Source organism: Methanolobus vulcani (assembly GCF_900100715.1).
Taxonomy (GTDB): Archaea; Halobacteriota; Methanosarcinia; order Methanosarcinales; family Methanosarcinaceae; genus Methanolobus; species Methanolobus vulcani.
In genome coordinates, this window is the sequence record NZ_FNCA01000011.1 from 65,622 (window position 1) to 90,044 (window position 24,423).

Consider the following 24,423-nt stretch of genomic DNA (forward strand, 5'->3'; position numbering starts at 1 on the left):
CCATATTCTTATTTTCTCCTGATTAAGTACAAACAGCACATTGCCATTATGGCTATTATTGCACTGTTCTGACCGGTTTTAGGACTTTCTTCATCAGTTGTGTTTTTCATATCTGTATCCTGAGCATTCAGTTTCACATCGCCAACTGTTATATCTGCATTGGTTACTGTTATCGGGAGATCATCTCCTGCAGAGTTGGTAATTACCACATTTTTCATCTCAAGCTTGGCAATCCCGGAACTGTTCTTTGCCTGAAGTGTAATGGTAGCAAACACTCCCTTGTCAAGCATCATATCGTCTCCCATCATCACTGAATATATATTGGTGACAGTTCCAAGTTCATTATCAATTGTTCCTTTTGAGAATATTGTACTTTCCCCGCCTTGCTTGAAGAAATTACCTTCTGCTATGGACACTACTTCTATCAGTGTTGGGTCATATGCAAGTTGCATTTCAGCACCGGAGACATTGACATCGCTTTCTATCATGATGCTGAGGGTGAATTCCTCGTTTTCTTCAACGTGTAGCTGGGATGGATTTAAGGCAACTGATATCTCTGCGTTTGCAGTTCCTGCAAGTAGCAGGATTATAAACACAAATATAGAAACGGCTATAAATGTACTACAGTTTTTAATATGTGGAATATGATCACCTTCAATTATTCTACATAATTATTGGTGGTTTATTATATTAAAAACATTGCAGGTTTTATTGTGAATGGATTTCACATCCATTCGTAGTGTCTTGCAACTTCGGTATTAAAATTATACATGAGGCTGTTCTCTACATAACCAAAGAAAAGGCATTTCTGGCAACTACGCGCCTTCTCCCTTCGGATATTCTTTGTCCTTTCCCAGAAGTTTGTGATACCTTCATTGATATGACCTATTGGTTCACGATGGACTCTGCAGTTCTCTATACTACCATCTGCTGTGACATCAAGTATAATATCATTTGCATGACAGGTAAAGTCGGGATTCAGGTCACGGACCATTTTAAGGTATGTATAGGAGTTTATTATCGGATAGCCTTCCCTTTTCATCTCAATTATCCTGTCAACGGTCTGATGATACTTTGAGATATCACGAATCCCCATTCTTTCCCATGTATCATTCTTGATTCCCTGGAACTCGTACATCGGCTCGAATGAGATTTTCACATTCAGGTCTTTTGCCATTGTGACCACTTCTTCGATATCATCCAGGTTCTTTCCACTGATGACACAGTTTAGTAAAAGAGGGTTGTCAATTTTTTCTTTTGCTTTGAGGATGCCTGGCATTATTCTATCAAGATCCACACCTCTGATGTCTTTGTAACTGGAAGTCCCATCAACAGAAACAGAAAGATAATCAAGGTTTGTGAGTTCATCTATGCGTTTTTCAAGCAAAAGTCCATTAGTTATGAGTGATGTTACCATTCCAATGCTTTTTGCGTGAGCTAGAATTTCAGGAATGTCTTTCCTGAGAAGCGGCTCTACTGTCCATGCATTATATACAAGGATTCCGAAATTTCTTGCTTCATCAAGAAGCTTGAATATCTCCTGAAGCTCCATTTCTTCGCCTTCTGTTTTCCAGTATTCGCAGAAAGAGCATTTCATGTTACATCTGGAATTGATGGCATGGGACAGTACAAATGGACGTTTTCTAATATGCATTTGCCAGACAGCTTTTGCAGCAATGAATGGTGAGTATTTGGCCATGTGTTTTCATCCGTTTTTATAGTTCTATCACTTTCTGCATTATATATCTTGGTTCTGATAGCTTTAGTTTAGGTAATACGAATATTCATGATGTTAGTTCATTAAGTATATATAGTTCCTAGTACGTATCCACAAGTGTTACAAAAAACGATAAATTTCATATCCATGCCTATAACTTAATGAGGATTTAAAATGCATATTCCGGATTCCTTTATACCAATGGGTCAGGCAATCGTCTACTGGGTGATTGCTCTACCTTTCATATTTATGTCCATAAAATGGGCTAGAAAAGAACTTGATGACATGAAAGTACCAATTCTTGCAGCACTTGCAGCTGGTATATTCGCGATACAGGCATTGAACATTCCAATTGGAATGGGGACCAGTGGTCACATGGTCGGTGCCGTCCTTGTTTCCATAATATTCGGCAGCCCTATGGCAGGTGTTCTTGTACTTACACTTGTGCTTCTGGTTCAGGGTTTTGTCTTTGGTGATGGCGGTATAACAACAATGGGTGCAAACATTCTTAACATGGGTGTCATATCCGGTTTCACAGGATATTACCTGTTTGTTGTACTGAAGAATAAGACTGGTATCAAAGCAGCTTCATTCGTAGGAGCTTGGATCGGTCTTCTGATTTCTGCTCTTGCCTGTGCAGTTGAAATGTCAATTGCAGGTACATTCCCTCTAGTGGCAGGGCTTGCAACAATGGGTCTTTACCATTTGATAATCGGCTTTATCGGTGAAGGTCTTATCACAGCAATTGTGATCACTGCAATTGAAAAATCAAGACCTGACCTGCTTGATTCATCGGTTACAAATGTAAAAGGTGTGAGGGCATGAGTGTGGCTGCAAGTTCCAATATGAATATGAAATTCCTTTATGCAGGAATTGCTATCGCTTTGTTGATAGCCATTGCTGCTCCTTTCCTGGCCTCTCCTGATCCTGATGGTCTTGAAAGTGCAGCAGGAAGTATTGTGGAAGAATCAAAATTAGCTGGAATGGAAGTATCAGCTCCTTTTGTAGAGTCTCCAATGGCGGATTATGCAATTGAGGGACAGGGCAAGATGGGTGAGGTAGTTGCAGTTGTTGCAGGTACAATACTTGTTCTTGGTATCAGTTTTGTATTAGGAAAAGCAGCGAAAAAGAAATAATTCTTTTCCTCTCTTTTTTATTTTTGTTTTCAGGCTGCAAAAGCTATAATTATTGTTCCTATGGTGATTATCGAAAACAATATGTCACTAGTTTTTATCCTGTTCTTGTGAACATATACTTTATTGGCACTGGAATATCCTCTGCATAGCATGCTGATATAGGTTCTTTCGCCCTGTTCGTATGAACGAATGAACAATGAACTGATGGTATATGCTACCTGCTCTAGAATCCATCTGTGTGGCACATCCTTATTCCATAGATAGAAAAGGCGTGTTTTCTGCGCGACCCTTATGCGTTTTAGAATTATCCAGAATACGAAAAGGTACCTGACCATCATTGACAGGATGAGTGTGAATTCTGCTGGCATTCCAAGTCGTCTTGCGGAACTAACCATGTCATTCATCTTCATTGTAGATGATATGAGGACAATAGCCGTGATGCAGACTATGTATTTGGCAAGGAGTATGAGGCCAAACGTTATGCCTTCATAGGTCATAGTTATTCCAAGTGGCAGTCCAACCGGATATGCCGTGAATGTTTCAATAAAAGGTTGTCTTATAAATGGCTGTATAAGAACAATAGCAAGTCCGAACGGCAATATCGAGAGAAATCTCATAAGGGTGTAGAGTGGGTTGAGTCTTGCAATTGCCATCAGGAGTATAAGATAAAATTCCAGTATTGCAAGTTTTGTGAAATTGGCTTCATCCATGCGTGGAAGACTGACCGCAAAAATGATTATTGCAAGCAGTGCAAGTATCTTCGCTCTTCCATCAAGCCTGTGGACCGGGCTGTCCTTATATGCTTCCCTTTCAATATCAGTGAGTGTGATCTTCATAGGCAGACCTTTTATTTTTCATTGATGAGTCTGACTATCTCATCTTTTGCGTCAGGTGGTGTGATCTTTATATCAGTATCAAATCCGGATTCCTGAAGTAACTCAAATACCTCTGCAATACGTGGCATCCTGAGGTGTGCATTTTCAAGAAGTTGATGTTTTTTAAATATCTCTTTTGCAGTTCCTCTGGCTTCTATCCGACCATGATGCATCACATAGACCACATCTGCAAAAAGAGGTACTATGTCGACATCGTGGGTTGAAAGGACAACAGTTATGCCGAATTTCCTGTTCATTCCATCAACAATCTTCATGATATTTTCTGCACTAAGGGGATCAAGTCCGGCGGTTGGTTCATCCAGCACAACCACTTCAGGCTGCATTGCAATCACTCCTGCAATAGCAACAAGTTTTTTCTGCCCTCCGCTTAGGTGATGTGGGGAACGTTCCTCAAAACCGGAAAGGTTTACCAGTTCCAGGGCTTTTTTTACCCTCCTCTCTACCTCTTCTTCATCAAGACCCATGTTTATGGGTCCAAAAGCAACATCCTGCTCAATTGTGGGTGCAAGTATCTGGTCGTCAGGGTTCTGGAACACAATACCGACGGTCTGGCGTACAGTTCTGATATTCTTCTTTGAAATGGGCTCACCTTTTACAAGAACTTCTCCGGATGCAGGTTTTAAGATGCCGTTAAGATGTCTGAAAAGAGTAGATTTGCCAGCTCCGTTTGCTCCCAGAATTGCTATCTTTTCTCCTGGATAAAGGTCAAGATCGATATTATCAAGAGCCTTTGTCTTGCTACTTGTGTAAAAATAGGATACTCCTTTTAATTGAACGATAGGTTTTTGGGTCATTATAGTCACGCTGATTTACAACCGGCCAAAAAGCCTGTTTTTGACAGGGCGCTTTTTCATTCTACATAAGAATCCTGTTATAAATACTTGTTTGGTGTTACCAAATGGAATTATTTTTTGATTCCAGTTATTTTAATATGAATTTGTTTTGGAGTTTTGTCTTTTTATCCGAAGGCAAGAATTATTAGAATGATACCAATCTATATCTACTAACAGAACAAACATAGTATCGATGTTCAGGAAAATCCGCAGATACATTACTATCTTCAGGGTATTCTCAAAATACAACCTTTTCAGCCTCATTTACAGTGAGGTCAACCAATACTATGTTTCCAATAGGAGAAATCCCTGTGTACTGGATTCTAAGAACCGGGAAAATGCTGTAAAACTCAGGAAAGCCATGGAGGAACTCGGTCCGACTTTTATAAAACTTGGACAGATACTGAGTAAGAGGCCTGATATTGTTCCTCCTATCTACATCGAAGAACTTGGGAATCTTCAGGATAATGTCAACCCACTTGAATTTGATAAGATGAAAGTTGCCTTTGAGGGTTTTAGTTGCAGTATTGGAGATGCGGAAATTGAAGAAAGTCTTGAAAATTCGGGTTTTGATGTACTGAGTATTTTTGATGAATTTAATACTGACCCCCTTGCATGTGCTTCCATTGCCCAGGTGTATGAAGCAAAACTGGATGGGAAAAAGGTAGCTGTAAAAATTACAAGGCCCAACCTGATTGATACTATTAACCTTGATCTTGCAATATTAAATGACATAAAACCTCTTATTATAAGAGTTATAGGTCTTGGGAATAATTTTGATATTGATTCTTTTCTTTACGAATTCAGAGAACTTCTTAACCGCGAGCTTGACCTGAGTAATGAGGCCAGGAATATCAGACGTTTTGAAGAGAACTTTGCAGATGTAAAAGAGGTAAATGTTCCTCATATTTATGATGACTTTTCTAATGAGAATGTCCTTGTCATGGATTATATGGAAGGAGTCACCATCAGGAAACTTTCAGGTGTCACACCTGAAAAGAAAAAATGGTATGCAGATATTATCAGTAAGAGCTACCTGAAGCAAGTCTATCTTGATGGTTTTTACCATGCAGATCCTCATAGTTCCAACATTATATTGCAGGAAGATGGTATTGCATACATTGATTTCGGAGCAGTTGGTACAATTGATGATGAACTGCGTCGTAACATGTTGAATCTTTTTTACGGGATCTATAAGAAGAGACTTGATGTTGTTTTTGACTCCTTTATGAAGATCACGGGGATAAATAAGGAAGATATCAACGTACGTCGCTTTAAGCTTGATCTTGATGACATAATCTCAAAGCAAAATTATTCATCCGGGGAGCGCCAGAGCGATAACTATGCTACACTTGCCTTAAAATATGATCTTTCTCTCCCAAGTGAATTCTCAACCCTTGAAAGAGCATTGATATTAATTGAAGCAAACTGTCTTGAACTTGATCCAAAATTCAACCTTCTGGAAAATGCAAAACCTGTAATTACAAAAGTTTTGGTGAAGCGATATTCACCATTTGAGGCTTTCGAGTACCTGCAGCTTGAAGGTGACAGGTATCTGGAAATCATCAAGGAACTTCCACAGGGTGTCAATGATGTTATTGAAACTATCAGAGGCTATAAGATCGAGAGGTTTGAAAAGAAAACTGATGAGATCAGGAAGTATAAGACAATTGATTCAATTTCCAAATATACATTCCTGCTTGGTATTCTTCTTGCATCTTCATACTTTGCAATAAGTGGTGAAGGCTACCTGCCATTAATGGGTATTATAGGCTTTATGAGCGCAATATTCCTTTTTGCAGTTATGTTTGTGAAGAACTCCTGACTTTTATTTTTTCTCATCCAGTGATTGCAAATCTTATTTATGTTTAGTTCCATAGTAAATATTGGGAGTTAAGAGGCCATTAGTTTCTCTTAATTAAGAACTTAAAAGGATGTGAGGAAATAAATCACATAAAGGGGAACAATTTCGGGTGGTTATTTGGTGGGAAACACTATGATTTCTTTGCAACAATTCTTGGCTTTGGTATGCCATATTACAATCAGGTAGCTGAAGTTCTTCCGCTTGAAACTGGTATGTCTGTTCTGGATCTGGGATGCGGAACAGAGTCTGTTGGTATTGCAATTTCCAGGCATCTTGCAAAAGATGTGGATATTCATGGAGTTGACCTATCAGGTACTCAACTGGATTATGCAATCATAAAAGGCTTAAGATCAGGTGTCTCTCTGAATCTTTATAGGGGCTCAATGGACTTGTTGCCTTTTAGTGATGGATCATTTGACCTTGTGGTTACATCTGTAGCATTCTGTGAGACAACATCTGAGGTGAGAAAAGGTGCCATCATGGAAGCTTCACGTGTATTAAAGGATAAAGGGTTTTTTGCTATTGTAGATTGTGCAAAACCAATTCTTGGTATGGATACTGTTATGATGCTTCCGTTCTTTATGTTCAAAGAGACAGCTGAAAGCTGGAATAATCATTATCCTGACATCTGCCTGGAAAATAATCTGATTCTTGAAAACGAGATATATATCAAATCTTACGTAAAGTGCCAGCTTTTCAGGAAAGCTGATTAAAAAAAGAATGTTTTGTCCGCACAAAGGCGGACATGAAATATTTTGTTTATCCGAAGAGTGCTCCGAGACCAGCCATGCCGCTCTCTTCTGCTGCATCATCTTCTTCTTCTTCAGCTGCTGCCTCTTCTTCTGCTGGAGCTGCTTCAGCTGCTGCTGCTGGAGCTGCTGCTGGTGCTGCTGCGACTGCTGCGGTTGCCATTGCTTCCTCAATGTCTACGCCATCAAGAGCTGCTACAAGTGCCTTTGCACGTGCGTCATTGACGTCTACGCCTGCTGCCTGAAGTACTGCTGTTACTGCTTCTTCTGTAATGTCTTTGCCTGCTTTATAGAGTAAAAGTGCTGCATATATGTATTCCATGTGAAATCACCTTTTATTTATCAATGTAAGTTATGTAGTTTGTTAATTTTGATTATCCAAAGAGTGCTCCAAGTCCGGCCATGCCGTCTTCTTCAGATGCCTCTTCTTCTTGTTCTTCTTCCTTCTCTTCTTCTGCTTCTACAGTCTCTGTTACAACAGTTGCTGCTGCTGCGCTTGCTGCTGCACCAAGTGTTTCCTTCAGTTCATCGTCAACTGCATCTTCATTGTTAGCAGATGCAACGGATGCGACTGAAAGCATTTCGGACTGTGCTTTTCCAAGAAGCATGTCGACAATGCCTGGTTCCAGTACCACTGCGTTGACACCAAGGTTGCGTGACTCTGTTGTTGCCTTTGCAATGAGTGTCTTGATGTTTTCTTCAGTTGGGTATGCTGCGAACACGGACGTGTTGAATGCCTGCTGTGCTGCCAGCACAATGTCTGAGAAGTATTTGTCTTCGTCGATGGCCAGTACATCTGGTGTGAAGATCATTCCGTTCTCAAAGGCTGCTCTGAGGTCAAGACCTACTTCCATAGGGTAGATCTCAAGTCTTGTAAGCATTGCAGCGAGTTTCTGTGAAACTGCATCGCCTTCCTTTGCTACGGCTTTTGTCTCTCTGATTACCACTTTGCCGCCGTCGATAGCTGCAGGAATTCCTGCTGCCTGCATATCTCCGAGTATGGGGCCTGGTGGGAATGATGTTGGTCCCTTTTCGACGATAATGTCACGAGGTGCAATAGCACCTGCTTTGATTGGGGATGGGCTCTTGCTTTTTTCCAGTGTCTTGAACAGTTTGAATGGGTTCTGCTCTGTGAATACAAGGGCGGTCTGTACGTCTACGTACTCTTCCATGTCCTTTACATCACTGGACTGCTCAAGTGCTCTTCTGATTAGAGTGTTTCTTGCGACTTTCAAAACAGCCTTGCCTTTAAGATCCCTTCTCATTTTCTGAAGTTGCTTTGCTGGAATTCCACCAATACCAATGACACCCATTATTGGGTATTCCTTGATGAGTTCCTTTATTGCCTCAACTTCATCCTTTTTCCACTGTGGGATGTGGCTTGTGTGGTGTTCTTCAGCCATATTATACCACCTTCACTGATTTACCCATAGTGGTTGTAACATAAATGGATCTTATGTTATGCTGACCCTTCTCAAGGGCACCTTCCACTCTGCTAAGGACTGTTTCTACGTTCTCTGCAAGTTTCCGGACTTCCATGTCTCTACGGCCAACGGATACGTGGAATGTAAGTTTATCCTTTGATCTTATCCTGATTGAGCTTCTTGCGCTGTTGATAAGATCAGCCACGTTCTTTCCTGGTGGCAATGGAGTTGGCATCTTGCCTCTTGGACCCAATATGGCACCAAGGGCCTTACCGATCTGTGCCATGTACTGAACTTCTGCAATAAAGAAGTCATACTCATTGGCAACTGATCTCGCACGTGATTTGTCTTCTGCCATCTCTGCAAGATCTTCTTCGGAGAATACCATCTCTGCGCCAGCACTTTTTGCCTGGAGGCCAACCTCACCTTTCGCAAATACTGCGATCTTGAGGTCTTTACCCAGGCCGTGTGGAAGTAAGATCTCTTCATCAACACGGTTTTTGGGCTGACTCATGTCCAGATTCTTTAAGTTAATAGCAAGCTCAACACCCTCTGGGAATTTCCTCTCTGGTGATTCTGCTAATAACTTTTCAATAGTTTCTACTATATTTTCGTCTGCCATTCTTTACCTCCCGTAGTGTGAACTCATGGTTCAGGCAGGACCTTAACGGTCTACTACGGATTTGTCTAGAGTTTTAGATCTTCAGACCTTTACTCTGTCTATAATGGACACACCAATTAACAGTATTTATATTAAAGTTATTGGTCAAAGCATGGAGTTACCATGCTTCTTGTGCCAATGCATCGTCAAACTGTCCCTCGTCGATAGCTTTCTGGCATTCCTTTGGAGGCATACCTTCTGCTGTAACGCCCATTGGGACACAGGAACCAATTACTTCCTTTACTGCAGCCTTAAGTTCGTATGAAAGTATATCTTCTTTCTTCATACGTGCTATTTTTGCTGCCTGTGCAATGGTAATGTTTCCTACGATTGTTGTGTTAGGTTCGCCGGATCCTTTCTGGATTCCTGCTTCCTGTAATATGAGTGCAGATGTTGGTGGTGTTCCTACTTCTATTTCGAAACTCTTATCGTCTGCTACTATTACTTTGACAGGGACTTGCATCCCATTGTAATCTTTTGTCTTTTCGTTGATCTTGTCGATCACGTCTTTTATGTTAATTCCAAGAGGACCAAGTGCAGGACCGAGTGGTGGACCTGGATTTGCTTTTCCTCCTGGGACCAATGCTTCTACAACATTTGCCATTTGAATATCACCGTTGGATTAAATAATAAATATCAATTCAGATTCTTTATGCTCTCAGGCATTATCCTCTTCATCTTTCCTGAGGACTCTTACAGTATCTCCGCGAATAGTTATAGGTATCGGTACAACTGCATCGAACAGTTCTACTGTGATTTCCTCATGTCCCTCATCGACTCTCTTCACACGTGCCTTTTCACCTTTGAAAGGACCGGATGTAATCTCGATGATCGCGCCTTCTGAGATTCCTGTTACTGTTGGTTTTGGTGTAAGGAAGTGTGATATCTCCTCTATGGAAGACTGTCCTTTGACCAATGCTCTGGCGTGGGGTACGGTCTGTATTGCCTGTTCCACATCTCCAGGGGACGAAGCTTCAATTAGCACATATCCTTTCAACTCATCCGGTGCAAGGATCGCCCTGATGTCCAGGTGCTCTTTCCTTGCGGATTGAGTTATCATATTTGCTACTGATCTTTCCTGATTCGCAGTTGTTTTTACTACGAATATCGCTGACTCTGCGGTCATGATTACACCCATTTAGGCATTTCCACCAGAAGTACATATATAAGGAAACCTAAGAATCCAATTACAAGGATTCCCAGACCAGCAACCTTGGCTATGGTCAGGAACTCCTCTCTTGATGGTTTCTTTGTTAGTTTGAGTACCCTTAAATATGTCTTCAAGGATTGGTTTATGCTTGCGCTATTGATATTGCTTAAATCAAATGAATTTTCTGCCAAAGTACTTCACAACCGGTTATGATCGTTTATAATGCATGCGTTTATTTTGAAGCCGTATAATGTCAGAACTTTGTGTCTGCTAGTATATAGCGCCATCAAAACAACGTCTTTAATAAAATACCTTTCGATTGGATTGCGTAAATAGGCCATCCCATCGAAAGTTTTCTATGTTAAAAAAGGGAGAGATTCTATTTAACAAAATCGATTCCGTATTTCCTGGTTACGCTCTTTGCGCCGCCGTGGCCATATATTTGTGGTGACTTCACACCAGTTACCACGATCATTGTACGCACAGTCTGCTCAAGTTCATCATTGACCTGAGCACCCCATATAAGTCTTGCTTCGGGGTCGATCCTGCTGTATACTTCCTGTACAACACTTTCGGCTTCTGCAATTGTCATATCCGGTCCGCCAATCACATTGACAAGTGCGGATGTTGCACCAGATATGTCTACATCAAGAAGCGGGCTGCGCAGTGCTTTCTGCACGGATTCGACAGCTTTTAACTCGCCGTCTGCCTCGCCAAGTCCGATCATTGCCACGCCACCATTCTGCATGACTGTTCTGACATCGGCAAAGTCAAGGTTAACAAGACCTGGTTTTGTGATAAGCTCAGTGATACCTTTTACTGCTCTCATAAGGACTTCATCGGACACTTTGAATGCTGCCTGAAGTGGTAATCTTGGAACAACTTCAAGAAGCTTGTCATTTGGAACCACAATTACTGTGTCTGCTACTTCTCTGAGTCTTTCAAGACCGGCTTCTGCATTTGTTCTTCTGACCTGTCCTTCAACACTGAAAGGCAATGTGACAACGGCAATTGTAAGAGCTCCGGCATCCCTTGCAGCTTCAGCTACAATCGGTGCTGATCCTGTTCCGGTACCTCCTCCAAGTCCGCATGTAATGAACACCATGTCGCTACCGTTTACTACGGCTGCGATCTCATCAACACTCTCAAGGGCTGCATCCTCGCCGATCTGCGGTAGACTTCCGGCACCAAGACCTCTGGTCTTCTTCTTACCAATGAGTATCTTCTGGTCTGCTCTAATGTTAAGAAGGTGCTGAGCATCTGTATTTACTGCAATGAACTCTGCGCCTTTAATTCCTTCTTCGACCATTCTTTGAGTACTGTTGGAGCCTCCACCACCACAACCTATCACTTTGATATTGGTGTGTAACTGGCGTAACATCTCCTCTAATTCTGCATTTATGTCTTTGTGCTCGGGGCTTGCTGCAGGTGAACCGCGGATGTTTGCCTCCTGTTCAGACCTTGCAAGTGCCTCTTCTACTATGGATCTCATTCTTTTTCTCCCTCAAATGAAAATCGTATATTGGATTACAGGTATGATTATTTATATTTAATCGGACAACTGGATACGCTTTACCTTTATTTTGTGTACCATCTCGGGCGTGATGGTCTTTTCCTCTAATGTTACCGGGTTACCTTTTGCAAGTTCACCAAGCATTGGCCCGGGAGGGATACCCAGTTCTTTTGCTGCTTTCGGATCAAATTTTTCACTGATGATGCAAAGTATATTCTCATCAGGAATATATTTAATTTCATAATGCTCTTTTAGTATTTTAATGCATTCATTTGTAACGTTCTGCATAGCACTTTTAGTGTCTTCACCTATTCCCAGTATGGTATTTGAAAGAGTTCCGTTATTTCTTTCCATATAGATGGGAGCACAGCGTTCAAGCATTTCTTCAGTAAACTTCCTGTTCGCTTTGACAGTTTCCTGGAACAGTTCATAATTGATGCTACAAAGGACGATTTCTCCATATGTTTTTCCGCCTTTATGCCGGGATCTTTCAATTTGTGATATGAATATATCAGTGGCTCTGAACTTTCCGTCAGGACAAAGCTCATTACATCTGTTCTTGATATCCATGAATATATCCCAGGGAATCCTTCCTATTTCTCTGATATCACTCTCCCTTAGTAATATATAATGCAGCTCATTTATGAGGCTGAAAAGTCTCTCTCTTTCTTTTGCATTCATGGATTTTCTGTCAAAATATGCAAAATCGGCTCTGGATTTATCAAAAGCCTGAACCATCATTTCCCTGTCTACAAAAGCTAACTGATAGTCAGGGAAATTATGCCCGAACGTAACTTCTGCATCCAGTATAAGTTCTGTTTGTCTTGATGCATAATGTCCTCCTCCAAAACCAACAGCTACGGGTATATATCCTCCATCATCTTTTGGGGATATGAAATCTCTAATTGCTCCTAATATTGCTTTTGATGCAATGTTTCCTGCTTCTTGATCATTCCACTGTATTTCAGAACTACCTATCTCTGCATAGACCATTGGTGTCTTCAATTCAGTAGGTCCGTGGTGAGTGGACTCCATGTTCACTTCATAATCTATTCCTTCTGAACGTTTTTTCATATTTTTCAGTATACATCGCAACATATGAGGTGCTGCCACAGAGAGCTCCTTTGGTCTTCCTCCAAAATCTGCGGTATCAGGATTTCCCGTAAAGTGGGCAGTGAGTACTGATCTTCCGTCGCTGCTCTTGTGTTTTGAAGCGACAATAATCATATCTGTATCAAAACCGGATGATCTCATCTTCTCATCTATCCTGTCTTCGTAAATGTGGTGTCCTTCAATCTCCAAAATTCTAATTTTCGGATTATCATAAATTGAAACGAGTTCTTTCCAATTGTCAGGAGTTGTCTCTATTTGTTCCCAATGTGCATTTTGAAGCAGGTGGTTCTTTATGTTCTGGCTTGCTGCATCGGCAGCAGAACATAATATATTAATCTTCTTCATGTTCTGTAATCCTGTCTCTCGATGTGTCAGTGTATTAAACAATTATTTTTCTCTCAGTAGTTTTAATGCTTATGATGCATTCATTTGGGATGAAGTTTTATCATAGTTGTAATTCTCTCTGATTTGTACTTGGAACTAAGTAACCGGTACAGGCTGAATACAATTATGTATCTCATAAAATTGATTTAAAGACGTGATACTTTGGCTGATATGACAATTAATGGTGTATTGATAAGAAAACTGGAATATGCAGGTTTTATGGTAAAGTCCGATGAAATGGTACTTTATATTGATCCCAATGGGCTTGGCAATGAAAATATTCCAGAAGGAGACATGGCTGATCTGATTCTCATTACACATGAGAACTTTGGCCACTGCGATCCGGATTCAATCAGGAAGATCCGCAAATCTGATTGTACAACTCTTATTCCTGAAAAGATGGGATTGCAGTTCAGGGGCGATGCCAGAAGGGTGATGGGAGGTGATTCCTTAACAGGTGAGTTAAGCATTAAAGGTGTGGATATTGAAGTTCTTGCTGCCTATGTTTCATGCAAGTCCAACCGAACTCTTAGCAAGGGAGTAGGTTATTTCTTCACTTTTGGACATCTTAGCATTTACCATGCAGGGCATTCATGTGATATTGCTGACATGGGGGGTCTTTCCCCTGATATTATAATGTTACCTATTGGTAATGAGCAGCTAATTAGTGTCCAGAAAGCAGAAGATATCATTACAAAACTTGCACCTGATTATGTTATTCCTATGTGTTACGGCGATACAAATGATGTTGATATATCGGAATTTGTAAAATCAATAAAGTCAAAGTGTCCATCCTCGGAGATCTTACTCTTTTAGATTACAGGTGCTTATTCATGGCAAAATCCCGAAAAAAGAACAAGGCAGTGGCTCGTAGTATCGCACAGGAGCGAATAGAATATCTTTTCGATCTTGCAAAAGGTGAGTTTTCAGAGAACCCGGAACTGAGCAAAAGATATGTCTCCCTTGCCCGTAAAATAGGTATGCGTCACAGAGTCAGCATTCCTTCTGAACTGAAAATAAGTTTCTGTAAAAATTGTGGTTCTTTGCTATTACCGGGAAATAATTCAAGAGTGCGCTTAAAGGATGCCTCTATAATAATAACGTGTTTGGATTGTGGCAACATCAAAAGATATCCATTTGATAAGGAAAAGAAAGGATGATCATGGATTGATCCATGAGAGCAATGTTGTTGCCAAATATGCTACAGTGAATATTATTGCACCCATAGCTAAGTAGAGGAATATATTCCTGAATACCACATCTTTTTCAGAGCCTGCTTTTATCCCAAAACCGCCACCACACCCTCCTCCGCATCCTCCTCCACATGATGTGCATGCAACATTTCTGCCTGACTCTGCTTCATTATCTTTTTTGTTTAATAAAGGAACTGTTGTTTTTCCAGACATCGTATACTATTCTCTCCTTATTCTATTAGGTTCTTGCCAGTGAAATATGGCATAATATTCATTCTATGGTTTAGTATTTTAAAAAAAGAGCGACGAGAGGGGGATTCGAACCCCCGAGGCGCATAGCACCACAGGATTAGCAATCCTGCGCCATACCGGGCTTGGCTATCTCGTCATTTTTTGTAGTGTTCGTTCCTAAATGCAATTCAGGTATTTAACGTTTTCCGGGTTAAAGTGACAGGCACGCCCGAAGTCGTTGCTTTTTCCATGATCAGGTGGTCTGGAATTTCTTCTCCACCCCGCAACCCTCCAAGCGACGATTGTCTACGGTAGGCCTGCTCCCTTCCGGGCCTGGGCTGGTTCCCGCAGTTAAGATATAAGTACATGCTCTCCAGTAAGCACCTATATCAACGTCATCCAAGCAGGACGGGGTTTCTCAGTTGAAATTACAGGTTTGAAAATGGTCCAAACATCTTCTTCAGGCTTCGTCTCCCGCGTATCGGCGATTTCGGGTTACAGGTAACGCCGGCCTACCCAGACTAGCCTGCCACCCTTAGATATGCATTACTGGTTATAAAAGTATCCTTTGGTATAGTTAGCATAGCATTGGTATATGTTCTGAAAAGAGCTTCTGGGTGGATACATGTAAAAGTAATATATAGAATGCTGGACAATATTATATAGGAGGTCTTAAATGGAAGAATTGATTGGATTTGTGACTGGTAACAAAAATCGCCAGAAATTACTTACTCTTCTAGGTTCTAAACATCAGCTTGACGCCGGAAAACTTGCCAAGAATATGCATATTGCACGTCCATCTGTCGAAAAGATAGTGGAAGAGCTCCTTGAAAAGGAGTTGATCGTCCAGGAATCTGATATGTATATGCTTACGGAACTAGGAGAATCTCTGGAACGTAGGGTTCAGAGCATTTAACTGTTTTTTCTCTTTTCCTTTTTGTTCATTTATTTTCTCTAAATTGTGTGAAAAGTTCATATCAGGGTGTCTGTTCTGAGTTTTATGCCACTCTCTGTAATGGCATATTCTTTTATTGAACGTTTATGTTTTGCACCTCTGGATTTTGTAACACACATGTATCTGCGGTCTCTTGCCTTGGAATTATGTAATATGAGCACAGAATCCATGATTGATGAGATATCTATCTTTTCGTTGCCCGGACAGTCAGCAGGTGCAATATCTGTTGTGAATAAAGATGTGATATTCTTGCTTTTAAGGTAACTTGTAATTGAATACAAGTATCCTCTAAGTTCAAGCATATCGGGTATCGATATTTCCATGTGGTTAGTGCCATCAAAAAAGACTCTTTTTATATTGTTTGTTTCTATAGTTTCTTTTATTCTGTCAGCATGTTCTGCAGGATATATCTGATTTGGATTTGTGCATATAAAATGTAATAGTCCTTTATTGATGTATTCTTCCAGTTTCCAGCCAATTCTTTTGGAATCAAGTATCATCTGATGGGCTGTGTCCTCAAAAGTGATAACCATTGCAGGTTCATTGTTCTCCAGTCCCTGTAGTATGAATTGCAATCCAAAAAGTTTCTTTCCGGTACCAGGGACACCCGCTACTAGTAAACTGTTATAACGGTATAATCCACCTTCGAACATGCTGTCAAGGCCAGGAACGCCAATCTCGACTTGTGTATCATCAAGATTTATTTCTTTCATCGGTCTGAGTGGGGGATAGACGGTAAAACCAGATGAGTTGATGTCGTAAAGATATTTGTGTGAGGTGATCTCTGAACGTTTGCCCGGATCAATTCCTCTCATTTTTATAAATTCCAGTCTGTGGTCTGCTCTGCTATTCCTGTCTTCTCGGGTAAGATATATTATTCCATCAGAAAGGTGGCTGACAACAGAATTGTGGATATCTGATTTGAGTAGTTCTCCAGCCAGGAATGTTACCATATTCCTTTCCTGCAACATGGAATCAAGAGTATAGAAGAATCTTCTTTTTTCCTGTTCGATAAAACCATATCCAAGCGGTGTAATCGGATCGATCACAAGTCTGTCAGGTTTAATTGATTCAAGGATATTTCCTATTTCTATTAATGTGGTCAGTGGATCTTTTTCAGCCAGTTGTCTGTTTATTGGATGAACTTCAAAGGAATCCTCATAAAAATCAAGCGTTGAATTATAAAGCTTCAGTTTTTCAGGATTTTCGGTTGTGATTGGAATGTAAAGAGCTTTCTCTCCATTTTTGGACGCGTTTGATAACATCTGGAGTGACATAATGGTTTTACCCACACCTGCAGATCCTGCTATCAGGACTGTGGAGGGCGACATAATTCCTCCAAGGATTGTATCAAGTCCTTTGATACCACACGAAATATGTTTTAATTGATCCATTTTATCCCAGGTTTCATTTATCGTCTCAATAAATGTTTATTCGTTAATTTAATATATACTTTTATATAATTAGTTGTTGGTGAAAAAAAGTGAATTATAGATGTCCTGTTTGTGAAGGTAAAATGAACCGCTGGAGATATCCTGTACTAAAAAGATATGATCACTTTGGCCGCACGCTGGCAATCTATAAATGTGTGGAATGCGGCCATGAAGAGATGTATCCTGATTTCTGATCAATTTAGAACATTGAATATACTTCTTCATGCGGATGGATTACAAATCCGCCAGGAGTTATATCATATGGATGGATCTTCTTGCTATGGTCAGATCCTCTCATCTTGTATATTTCCATACTTCGCATTCTGACGTTCTCGTGTCTCTTGTAGTATAATACTATAGTACCATCAGTGACGAAGTTTTCGACACCAAATCTTGAAGGTTTGGATTCGTCAATTAGTTCACAGGTCATCATCGAAGTAAGGCCAATAACTTCCAGTGTGGTGCTGAGTTTAAGAAGTTCAATTCTGATCTTCGCAGGATCCTGCAGGTAGAAGCTAACAGAAGTTGTCGAATCAACAAGTGCACGTTTTGCATTAATCTCTTCCTGTGTAGCTATTATCTGGTCCATCATGGATCTGATGTCGAATGGTCTTACGTCAACATATTTTTCTTGGGAAGGAATACCTATTTTGGTTGAGCATGCATCGATAATTACGAGTTTGTTTTCATCTTCAAGTGCCTGAAGGTCCCAGCCGAACTTAAGAACATTTTCTCTAATCTGTTCGGGTCTTTCTTCAGTTGCCACAATGATTCCATTCTCTCCGTATTTCGTGATCCCATTATAGATGAATTGTATGGAAAAATTTGTTTTTCCTGCACCTGATGTACCTGATATAAGATATGTTCTGTCACGTATCAGACCGCCACCACATAATTCGTCAAAACCCGGAATGCCTGTTTTGACACGATTTGTTTCGTCATCCATTGATATTTCTTCAGAAACTGCACCATCGAACATCTTATTATTTCACTCCTTGATAATTGGTAATTCCCTCATTGATTATATCGAAAATTTTCTGAACTTGCCAGACTTTTATTTCATGTCCCTTTTATGTAATAACATATATAAATATGTTGAACTATTCTAGCTTCAATGGCATTGATTTCATGGATTTTCCGTGAAAACTAAATTCCTGCATCGACGATTAGTGAAGAATATTTCATTTTTTGTCTGTTTTTCCCTTTAAATCTCATGACGAGTTCGACATTTACCGTCGAATGCATCGATGTTTGCCAATGCAATGCGATAATTGTTCTGTTTTAGACCACAAAAGATTTAAAACGGCAATTGTTTAATAGAACACTTGTAATCCAATATGACGGGATTAGGAGGGTGATGAAGTCTCCTTCGGCAATAAACGAACTGTCTTGTTTGTGGCCAGAAGACTAATAAGGCGAAGCTCGCTTTATTCTTTGATTCTCACTCTTTTATTACATGAATAAATACGGAGGAAAATAATGAAAAGATTTACAACAATCGCATTGGTTGTTCTTGTGGCATTAGCTACTTTAATAGTGCCTGCAAGTGCAGCTAATTCTGTTGAAGTCAGGGGTACTGTTTACAACGGTTCTTCTCTTGATAACATTATAGCGACTTCAGCAGCTGGAAATGATACACTCAAATCTGCATATATTGAGATGACACCACAGACATTTGCTGGATTCTTCTACGACATTGATGATGACACATCCACTGAGTCACTCAAGATTTACAACTATACTGCCACTGATGGTGACCTTGTTGATGGCAGAACCATCTCAAAGAACGGTGTAGTTTACAACACATCCATCGCATTAGTTAACTATTCAAGTCCAAACCTTCTTGGTCAGTACAATGTTCTCGGTCTTTTTGCTGAGAAGTACATCCCACTGAAGGATACAACACCGGACAAGCTCGGTAAGCTTCTCCTCGATGAAGACCAGAAGTACACTCTCAGGACCGGTTCCGCTCTTGATCTTGGTGATGGCTATGCAGTCACTGCCAAGCAGGTAGATGTTGACGGTAAGAAGGTATGGATGGAGCTTACCAAGGACGGCGAGTTCGTAGAAGATGAAGTACTTGACCTTACAAACGGCGCTCAGACCTGGGACTACCAGAGAGACGGTGTTGCAGGTGAGGACGATGTATCTGTATTCAAGGTCAACGTCACTGACGTATTCCAGGGACAGGTCGACAGTCTTGCTGTAATCGACGGTGTTTGGCTCATGGACTACTCCAACATACTCGAGATCCAGACCGATGACACATTCGGTGATCTGAAGGTCAAGACAGTAGGTACAAACTACCTTACCCTTAAGAACGACAACTCAATAACCCTTACAAAGAACAAGAAAGTCTCAATCGCAGAAGGTCTCTATTTCCAGACTGCAGACTCTGATGATGTCAGGTTCTTCCTTATGAAAGAATACACCGCTGCAGGTACATATGATGTCCGTGGTTCAGTATCAACCGGTACTGGTGGAGCTACCCCTGTAACATCATGGGACTACTCCAACTTTGCAGGTTTCTTCTACGACCTTGATGATAATATCTCAACAGAGGTTCTGACCATCCTTCAGCCAACTGTAAGTAGCAGCAGCCGCACAATTGACAAGGATAACCTTACCTATACAACCACAATTGCATCCGTAGATTATGCAAGTCCAAACCTTCTTGGTCAGTACGATGTTCTCGGTCTTTTTGCTGAGAAATACATCCCACTGAAGTCCACAACACCTGACAAGCTCGGTAAGCTTCTCCTTGATGAGGACCAGAAATACACTCTCAGGACCGGTTCCGCTCTTGATCTTGGTGATGGTTATGCAGTCACTGCCAAGCAGGTAGATGTTGACGGTAAGAAGGTATGGATGGAGCTCACCAAGGACGGCGAGTTCGTGGAAGATGAAGTACTTGACCTTACAAACGGCGCTCAGACCTGGGACTACCAGAGAGACGGTGTTGCAGGCGAGGACGATGTATCTGTATTCAAGGTCAACGTCACTGACGTGTTCCAGGGACAGGTCGACAGCCTTGCTGTAATCGACGGTGTCTGGCTCATGGACTACTCCAGCATACTCGAGATCCAGACCGATGACACATTCGGCGACATGAAGGTCAAGACAGTCGGTACAAGCTCACTTACCCTCAAGAACGATAACTCAATAACCCTTACAAAGAACAAGGACATTGATATCGCAGAAGGTATGAAGTTCAAGACTGCAGATTCTGACACACTTAGGTTCTACCCATTCGTAGAGAAGACCATTGGTGAATCTACAACAGGTACAACAACAGAGCCAACAGTAACAGAACCAACCACTGAGCAGCCAACTGAGAATGTAACTGAGCAGCCAACTGAGAATGTAACTGAGCAGCCAACAACTGAGCAGCCAACAACTGAGCAGCCAACAACTGAACAGCCAACAACTAATGATACAGGCACAGAACAGCCAAGTCCAGGATTTGAAGCTGTCTTCGCAGTTGCTGGTCTCCTTGCAGTTGCATACCTTGTCAGAAGGAACTAAGATAAATAATATCTAGAAGGGATATTCCCTTCTGGAACTCTTTTTTTTTTAAATTGATTTCTACTATGAGGTCAGACTATGCTTAAAAAAATACTAATTATAATGTCTCTTTTCGTATTGTTTGTTTCAATATCTGGATGCCTGAATAACAACCAAAGCACTGATAATGAAGCATCAAGTGTTGTATTGACAACACCACAAGAACTTATCGTGGTAAACGAACTTCCTGCAGGTTTTGAGTATATGGGTGCTCCTTCTATGTCAATAGGGGATGTTCAAAGAGACTATGTTGCTACTGCAGGAATAAAGTCCGCTGCAGAAGGCTTGTATAAGTATTCAGATAAAATTGACTTCAATATTGACGTAATTGAGATGGATAATACCACTGCTGCGGAGAATCTCATTTCGCAATATAAAGCAGGGTTCAAAGAACTTCCTGCAGGTGATCGCTTTACTGAAGAATCATTTAATGGTCATTCTTCTACAATAATCAAAAAGTACGTCGTCTCTGGCGGTCAGGATGTTCCGAGGTATGTATATCTCTGGAATAACGATAATTTTGTATTTGTAGTAAGTGGTGCCACAGATGATTCTGCACTCTTGCGCACTTTTGTCGAATCAACCGGTTATTAGGCCGGTCATATTCTATTTTTTGGAATAGTATTTTCGTTTTTCATTAGTTTCAATCGATACGCTTTAATATGACTTTGCCCTTTTACATGCTGCACTGCCCGGATAGCCTAGTTGGTTGGGGCGCCAGACTCATAGGGAATAAAATTCCGTGCGTCCAAAATCTCCTGAGATATCTGGAGGTCGCGTGTTCGAGTCACGCTCCGGGCACTCTTTCTTATTTTTCTTTTACTTCAACGCAAAGCATATATGTTGCAAGCCTGTAAGGATAGTCATGAACTTTCAGATACTGGACGCTGATTATATAGGGCATGAAAGTGGTCCTGTGATCCGTCTTTTTGGTAGAGCTGAAGATGGACAGAGCGTCTGTTGTTTTGTACCGAGATTTGAACCTTATTTCTATATGAATGCAGATGGAGAGCTCGATAAGCTTGCCACTATGTTGAAAGAAAGGTTTGATGTAATCAAAAAGGTAGATATAGTTCCAAAATTTGAACCTGTGGGTTATCAGGTATCAAAGAAACCAATGTTACGTATTACTACTATGGAACCACGTAATGTTCCTGAAATACGTGACGATGTCCTTACTCTTCCTGGTGCAAAAGAAGTATATGAGACTGATATCCTCTTTAGAAACCGTTTCATGATCGATACGGATCTGCATGGTATGGGCTGGGTAACAGCAGAGGGCATTTCAGAAAGTCCTATCTCTAACGATCATATTTATTGTGATTCTATTTTCACCGCAACTTCTGTCAGAGAAACTGAAAAGCTCTCCATTGCTCCACTTAAACATGTATCATTCGACATTGAATGTCTTCCCATAGATGGTTCAATGCCTGTGCCTGAGTCATCTCCGGTTATTATGGTAAGTATGTCTTTCAGTCCTGCGTTCAATGGACATGATACTCTTGTTCTGGTATCAAAAAAAGTAGAAGGTTCAGATGATGATGTCCTGAGTTTTGATTCCGAGACTCAGATGCTTAACCGGTTCTTTGAGTTGTTCCAGGAATATGATCCAGATATTGTATCTGGTTATAACATAAATGATTTTGATATTCCTTACATCGCTGACAGGGTTGCTGTCCTGTCGAACGCCGGGGAAACCGTCAGACCAACAGTCGGGCGTGATGGGAGGGTACTGAGTTACCGCAAGATAGGCAACAGGACAATGGTATCAATTCCTGGAAGGGTTGTTGTGGATGCATTGCCACTTATAAGAAGCCAGTACAGTCTTAAGCGTTATACGCTGAGGAACGTGGCAAAAGAGCTACTGGACATGGAGAAATTGGATGTTGTGCCATCCGAGATGGAAGAATACTGGCTAGATGATGGTGAAAAGCTCCTAAAGTTTATAGATTATGCACGCAGGGACTCAGAACTTGCAATCGAACTAATCCTGAAGCTTCGTCTTCTTGATAAGCATATAGCAGTGGCTCAGGTTAGTGGCTCTCTCCTGCAGGAAGTTGTCGACGGTGGTCAGACTTCAATGGTTGATAATCTCCTTTTGAGAGAATATGGTAAGCAAGGAAGGGTTATTCCCCCAAAGCCAAGTGATGAGCTTGTAGCAATAAGGAATCGCAGCAGCGAGGGTCTGAAAGGCGGTGAAGTGCTGGAACCTAAAAAAGGCCTGCTTGAGAATGTTGTGATTCTTGATTATAAATCACTGTATCCCACTATTATGATGGCACATAACCTCTGTTATACGACTGTCGTGGAGCAGGATCGCCCTGAAGAAGGTAAAACTATAATTCCTCCTTCTGGTGGTGAGTTTGTTTCTGCAGATGTCTCTAAAGGTATTATGCCATCTATTCTTGAAAGCCTGCTTCTGAGAAGGGTTGAGACCAAGAAGAAAATGAAAGATGCATCAGATGAATCTGAATATCGTGTACTTGATGCTACTCAGCTTGCACTGAAGATTCTGCTTAATAGTTTTTATGGTTACTCTGGATATACCCGCGCAAAACTTTACAGTCTGACTCTTGCAAACGCTGTAACCAGTTTTGGCAGGGAAAACATTCTCAATACACGTGCGCTTATCAATGGTGGCATAAGTAAAGTTATTCTGAAAGATGATTCTGCTTATTTTACAGAGGAATTGTCCTCCATTGCACCGAACGACCACGTGGTGTCCCTTTCAGTAGTTTATGGCGATACTGACAGTGTGTTTGTTCAGTGCACTTCCAGGCAGGAAATATCGCTTGATGATGCCGGGCTGGTAGGCAGCAAGATCGCTGCAACAGTTTCAGCTTCTCTTCCCGATCCAATGGAATTAGAATTCGAATCGATTGCAAAACGTGCACTTTTCATTGCAAAGAAGCGTTATGCAATATGGGTATTTGAAAGGTCAGGACAAGAATGGAAAGGCGGTATAAAAGTAAAGGGTATGGAAACGGTGCGCAGAGATTGGTGTGAGTTGACATCCAAGACTCTTAATCGTATCCTTGAGTTAGTGCTTAAGGAAGGTAATGTAGAAGCTGCTGTGCAACATGTTCGAAGTGTTGTTGATGGTGTAAGAAATATCGATGTTCAGAAAGATTCTGATATCATTGAAGATCTGACCATGACTCGTATGTTTTCCAAGAAAGCTACCAGCTATAAGAATAAACAACCACATCTGACAGTGGCGGAGAAAATTGAGGAAAGGACCGGAACTCCTCCTCCTGTGGGAGAACGTATTCCTTTTGTGATCGTAGCAGGAAAAGACCTTTTTGTGAATCGTGCTGAAGACCCTGAATACGTCAAGGAGAACAATATTCCCATTGATGTGGACTATTATATCAAAAAACAGTTGTTGCCTCCGGTAGAGCGGATTCTGGGTGTTTTTGGAGTGGATATAGCTAACCTTGACTATGATTCAAAGCAAAAAGGTTTGTTTGATTTCTCAGACAAGCCACCAGAATCTCCTGTTAAAAAGTTTAAGCAAAAGGAAGCAGAAGTAAAGATCCAGCAAACGCCTGTGAACAAAAAATCACAGAGTTCGCTGTTTGATTTTTAAATATTTCAATTACATTTA

26 protein-coding genes, 2 tRNA genes and 1 other RNA gene are annotated in these 24,423 nt (G+C 41.0%); 12 read left to right on the forward strand and 17 right to left on the reverse strand.

Going from position 1 to position 24,423, the window contains the following annotated elements:
* Positions 1–8 precede the first annotated feature (8 nt).
* Both BLP52_RS12945 and BLP52_RS12950 read right to left on the reverse strand, forming a co-directional pair.
* Complete coding sequence (locus BLP52_RS12945; RefSeq protein ID WP_091710910.1) at positions 9–596, reverse strand: cohesin domain-containing protein; 588 nt, start codon at positions 594–596, stop codon at positions 9–11.
* Positions 597–724: 128 nt separating this feature from the next.
* Complete coding sequence (locus tag BLP52_RS12950; RefSeq protein WP_091710911.1) at positions 725–1,699, reverse strand: radical SAM protein; 975 nt, start codon at positions 1,697–1,699, stop codon at positions 725–727.
* A 192-nt stretch (positions 1,700–1,891) separates the two neighbouring features.
* Between BLP52_RS12950 and cbiM the strand changes: the two genes are divergently transcribed.
* Both cbiM and BLP52_RS12960 read left to right on the forward strand, forming a co-directional pair.
* Complete coding sequence (gene cbiM, locus BLP52_RS12955) at positions 1,892–2,542, forward strand: cobalt transporter CbiM (protein WP_091710912.1); 651 nt, start codon at positions 1,892–1,894, stop codon at positions 2,540–2,542.
* Positions 2,539–2,853 carry a PDGLE domain-containing protein gene (locus BLP52_RS12960; RefSeq protein WP_238380838.1) on the forward strand — a complete coding sequence of 105 codons (315 nt, stop codon included), beginning with the start codon at positions 2,539–2,541 and terminating at the stop codon, positions 2,851–2,853. Before cbiM ends, BLP52_RS12960 begins: the two co-directional genes overlap by 4 nt.
* A 29-nt stretch (positions 2,854–2,882) precedes the next feature.
* On the opposite strand, the gene cbiQ is transcribed toward BLP52_RS12960, so the two are convergent.
* Both cbiQ and BLP52_RS12970 read right to left on the reverse strand, forming a co-directional pair.
* Complete coding sequence (gene cbiQ / locus BLP52_RS12965; RefSeq protein WP_091710913.1) at positions 2,883–3,689, reverse strand: cobalt ECF transporter T component CbiQ; 807 nt, start codon at positions 3,687–3,689, stop codon at positions 2,883–2,885.
* A gap of 11 nt (positions 3,690–3,700) precedes the next feature.
* A complete protein-coding gene (locus BLP52_RS12970; protein WP_091710914.1) occupies positions 3,701–4,543 on the reverse strand; it encodes an energy-coupling factor ABC transporter ATP-binding protein in 843 nt (280 codons plus the stop codon).
* A gap of 232 nt (positions 4,544–4,775) precedes the next feature.
* On the opposite strand from BLP52_RS12970, the gene BLP52_RS12975 reads away from it, so the two are divergent.
* Together BLP52_RS12975 and BLP52_RS12980 are read left to right on the forward strand one after the other, a co-directional pair.
* Positions 4,776–6,407, forward strand: coding sequence for an ABC1 kinase family protein (locus tag BLP52_RS12975; RefSeq protein WP_091710915.1), 1,632 nt, complete (start codon positions 4,776–4,778; stop codon positions 6,405–6,407).
* Between the two features lie 128 nt (positions 6,408–6,535).
* Positions 6,536–7,159: a class I SAM-dependent methyltransferase gene (locus tag BLP52_RS12980; RefSeq protein ID WP_274377652.1), complete on the forward strand. Its 624-nt coding sequence runs from the start codon at positions 6,536–6,538 to the stop codon at positions 7,157–7,159.
* Positions 7,160–7,205: 46 nt separating this feature from the next.
* On the opposite strand, the gene rpl12p is transcribed toward BLP52_RS12980, so the two are convergent.
* The 8 genes from rpl12p to BLP52_RS13020 all read right to left on the reverse strand — a co-directional run bounded on the left by rpl12p (position 7,206) and on the right by BLP52_RS13020 (position 13,401).
* The gene (gene rpl12p, locus BLP52_RS12985) at positions 7,206–7,517 is read right to left on the reverse strand and encodes a 50S ribosomal protein P1 (RefSeq protein ID WP_091710917.1); all 312 of its coding nucleotides are present in this window, start codon (positions 7,515–7,517) and stop codon (positions 7,206–7,208) included.
* A gap of 52 nt (positions 7,518–7,569) precedes the next feature.
* The gene (locus BLP52_RS12990) at positions 7,570–8,598 is read right to left on the reverse strand and encodes a 50S ribosomal protein L10 (protein ID WP_091710918.1); all 1,029 of its coding nucleotides are present in this window, start codon (positions 8,596–8,598) and stop codon (positions 7,570–7,572) included.
* 1 nt (position 8,599) lies between these two features.
* Complete coding sequence (locus BLP52_RS12995; RefSeq protein ID WP_091710919.1) at positions 8,600–9,241, reverse strand: 50S ribosomal protein L1; 642 nt, start codon at positions 9,239–9,241, stop codon at positions 8,600–8,602.
* 157 nt (positions 9,242–9,398) lie between these two features.
* Positions 9,399–9,884 carry a 50S ribosomal protein L11 gene (locus BLP52_RS13000; protein WP_091710920.1) on the reverse strand — a complete coding sequence of 162 codons (486 nt, stop codon included), beginning with the start codon at positions 9,882–9,884 and terminating at the stop codon, positions 9,399–9,401.
* 54 nt (positions 9,885–9,938) lie between these two features.
* Complete coding sequence (locus BLP52_RS13005; protein WP_091710950.1) at positions 9,939–10,406, reverse strand: transcription elongation factor Spt5; 468 nt, start codon at positions 10,404–10,406, stop codon at positions 9,939–9,941.
* A gap of 2 nt (positions 10,407–10,408) precedes the next feature.
* Positions 10,409–10,621, reverse strand: coding sequence for a protein translocase SEC61 complex subunit gamma (locus tag BLP52_RS13010; RefSeq protein WP_091710921.1), 213 nt, complete (start codon positions 10,619–10,621; stop codon positions 10,409–10,411).
* Positions 10,622–10,809: 188 nt separating this feature from the next.
* On the reverse strand, positions 10,810–11,922 hold the full coding sequence (gene ftsZ / locus BLP52_RS13015) for a cell division protein FtsZ (protein ID WP_091710922.1): 1,113 nt from the start codon (positions 11,920–11,922) through the stop codon (positions 10,810–10,812).
* Between the two features lie 57 nt (positions 11,923–11,979).
* A complete protein-coding gene (locus tag BLP52_RS13020) occupies positions 11,980–13,401 on the reverse strand; it encodes a D-aminoacyl-tRNA deacylase (protein ID WP_091710923.1) in 1,422 nt (473 codons plus the stop codon).
* Positions 13,402–13,611: 210 nt separating this feature from the next.
* Between BLP52_RS13020 and BLP52_RS13025 the strand changes: the two genes are divergently transcribed.
* Together BLP52_RS13025 and BLP52_RS13030 are read left to right on the forward strand one after the other, a co-directional pair.
* Complete coding sequence (locus BLP52_RS13025) at positions 13,612–14,256, forward strand: MBL fold metallo-hydrolase (RefSeq protein WP_154717884.1); 645 nt, start codon at positions 13,612–13,614, stop codon at positions 14,254–14,256.
* Positions 14,257–14,273: 17 nt separating this feature from the next.
* Complete coding sequence (locus tag BLP52_RS13030; protein ID WP_091710925.1) at positions 14,274–14,600, forward strand: ribonuclease P protein component 4; 327 nt, start codon at positions 14,274–14,276, stop codon at positions 14,598–14,600.
* Here the strand turns inward: BLP52_RS13030 and BLP52_RS13035 are convergent, their stop codons facing one another.
* The 3 genes from BLP52_RS13035 to ffs all read right to left on the reverse strand — a co-directional run bounded on the left by BLP52_RS13035 (position 14,601) and on the right by ffs (position 15,396).
* Positions 14,601–14,846, reverse strand: a complete 246-nt coding sequence (locus tag BLP52_RS13035) for a hypothetical protein (protein WP_091710926.1) — start codon at positions 14,844–14,846, stop codon at positions 14,601–14,603. It lies immediately after the preceding gene.
* Positions 14,847–14,936: 90 nt separating this feature from the next.
* Positions 14,937–15,021 (reverse strand) — tRNA-Ser (locus tag BLP52_RS13040).
* 60 nt (positions 15,022–15,081) lie between these two features.
* Positions 15,082–15,396, reverse strand: an RNA gene (ffs, locus tag BLP52_RS13045) — signal recognition particle sRNA.
* Positions 15,397–15,540: 144 nt separating this feature from the next.
* On the opposite strand from ffs, the gene BLP52_RS13050 reads away from it, so the two are divergent.
* On the forward strand, positions 15,541–15,780 hold the full coding sequence (locus BLP52_RS13050; protein WP_091710927.1) for a transcriptional regulator: 240 nt from the start codon (positions 15,541–15,543) through the stop codon (positions 15,778–15,780).
* A 56-nt stretch (positions 15,781–15,836) separates the two neighbouring features.
* Here BLP52_RS13050 and BLP52_RS13055 read toward each other — a convergent pair whose 3' ends face one another.
* Positions 15,837–17,213: an ATPase domain-containing protein gene (locus BLP52_RS13055; RefSeq protein WP_091710928.1), complete on the reverse strand. Its 1,377-nt coding sequence runs from the start codon at positions 17,211–17,213 to the stop codon at positions 15,837–15,839.
* 89 nt (positions 17,214–17,302) lie between these two features.
* On the opposite strand from BLP52_RS13055, the gene BLP52_RS14485 reads away from it, so the two are divergent.
* Positions 17,303–17,446, forward strand: coding sequence for a hypothetical protein (locus tag BLP52_RS14485; protein WP_154717885.1), 144 nt, complete (start codon positions 17,303–17,305; stop codon positions 17,444–17,446).
* A 5-nt stretch (positions 17,447–17,451) separates the two neighbouring features.
* On the opposite strand, the gene BLP52_RS13060 is transcribed toward BLP52_RS14485, so the two are convergent.
* A complete protein-coding gene (locus BLP52_RS13060) occupies positions 17,452–18,231 on the reverse strand; it encodes an ATPase domain-containing protein (RefSeq protein ID WP_091710929.1) in 780 nt (259 codons plus the stop codon).
* A 500-nt stretch (positions 18,232–18,731) separates the two neighbouring features.
* Here BLP52_RS13060 and BLP52_RS13065 point away from each other — a divergent pair, with 500 nt between their 5' ends.
* The 4 genes from BLP52_RS13065 (at position 18,732) to BLP52_RS13080 (ending at position 24,405) form a co-directional block, all read left to right on the forward strand.
* Entirely contained in the window at positions 18,732–20,777 is a 2,046-nt protein-coding gene (locus BLP52_RS13065; protein ID WP_091710930.1) for an S-layer protein domain-containing protein, read from the forward strand.
* A 78-nt stretch (positions 20,778–20,855) separates the two neighbouring features.
* Positions 20,856–21,410 carry a hypothetical protein gene (locus BLP52_RS13070; RefSeq protein ID WP_091710931.1) on the forward strand — a complete coding sequence of 185 codons (555 nt, stop codon included), beginning with the start codon at positions 20,856–20,858 and terminating at the stop codon, positions 21,408–21,410.
* A gap of 96 nt (positions 21,411–21,506) precedes the next feature.
* Positions 21,507–21,617, forward strand: a tRNA-Met gene (locus BLP52_RS13075).
* A gap of 64 nt (positions 21,618–21,681) precedes the next feature.
* Positions 21,682–24,405 carry a DNA-directed DNA polymerase gene (locus BLP52_RS13080; RefSeq protein ID WP_091710932.1) on the forward strand — a complete coding sequence of 908 codons (2,724 nt, stop codon included), beginning with the start codon at positions 21,682–21,684 and terminating at the stop codon, positions 24,403–24,405.
* Positions 24,406–24,423: the final 18 nt, after the last annotated feature.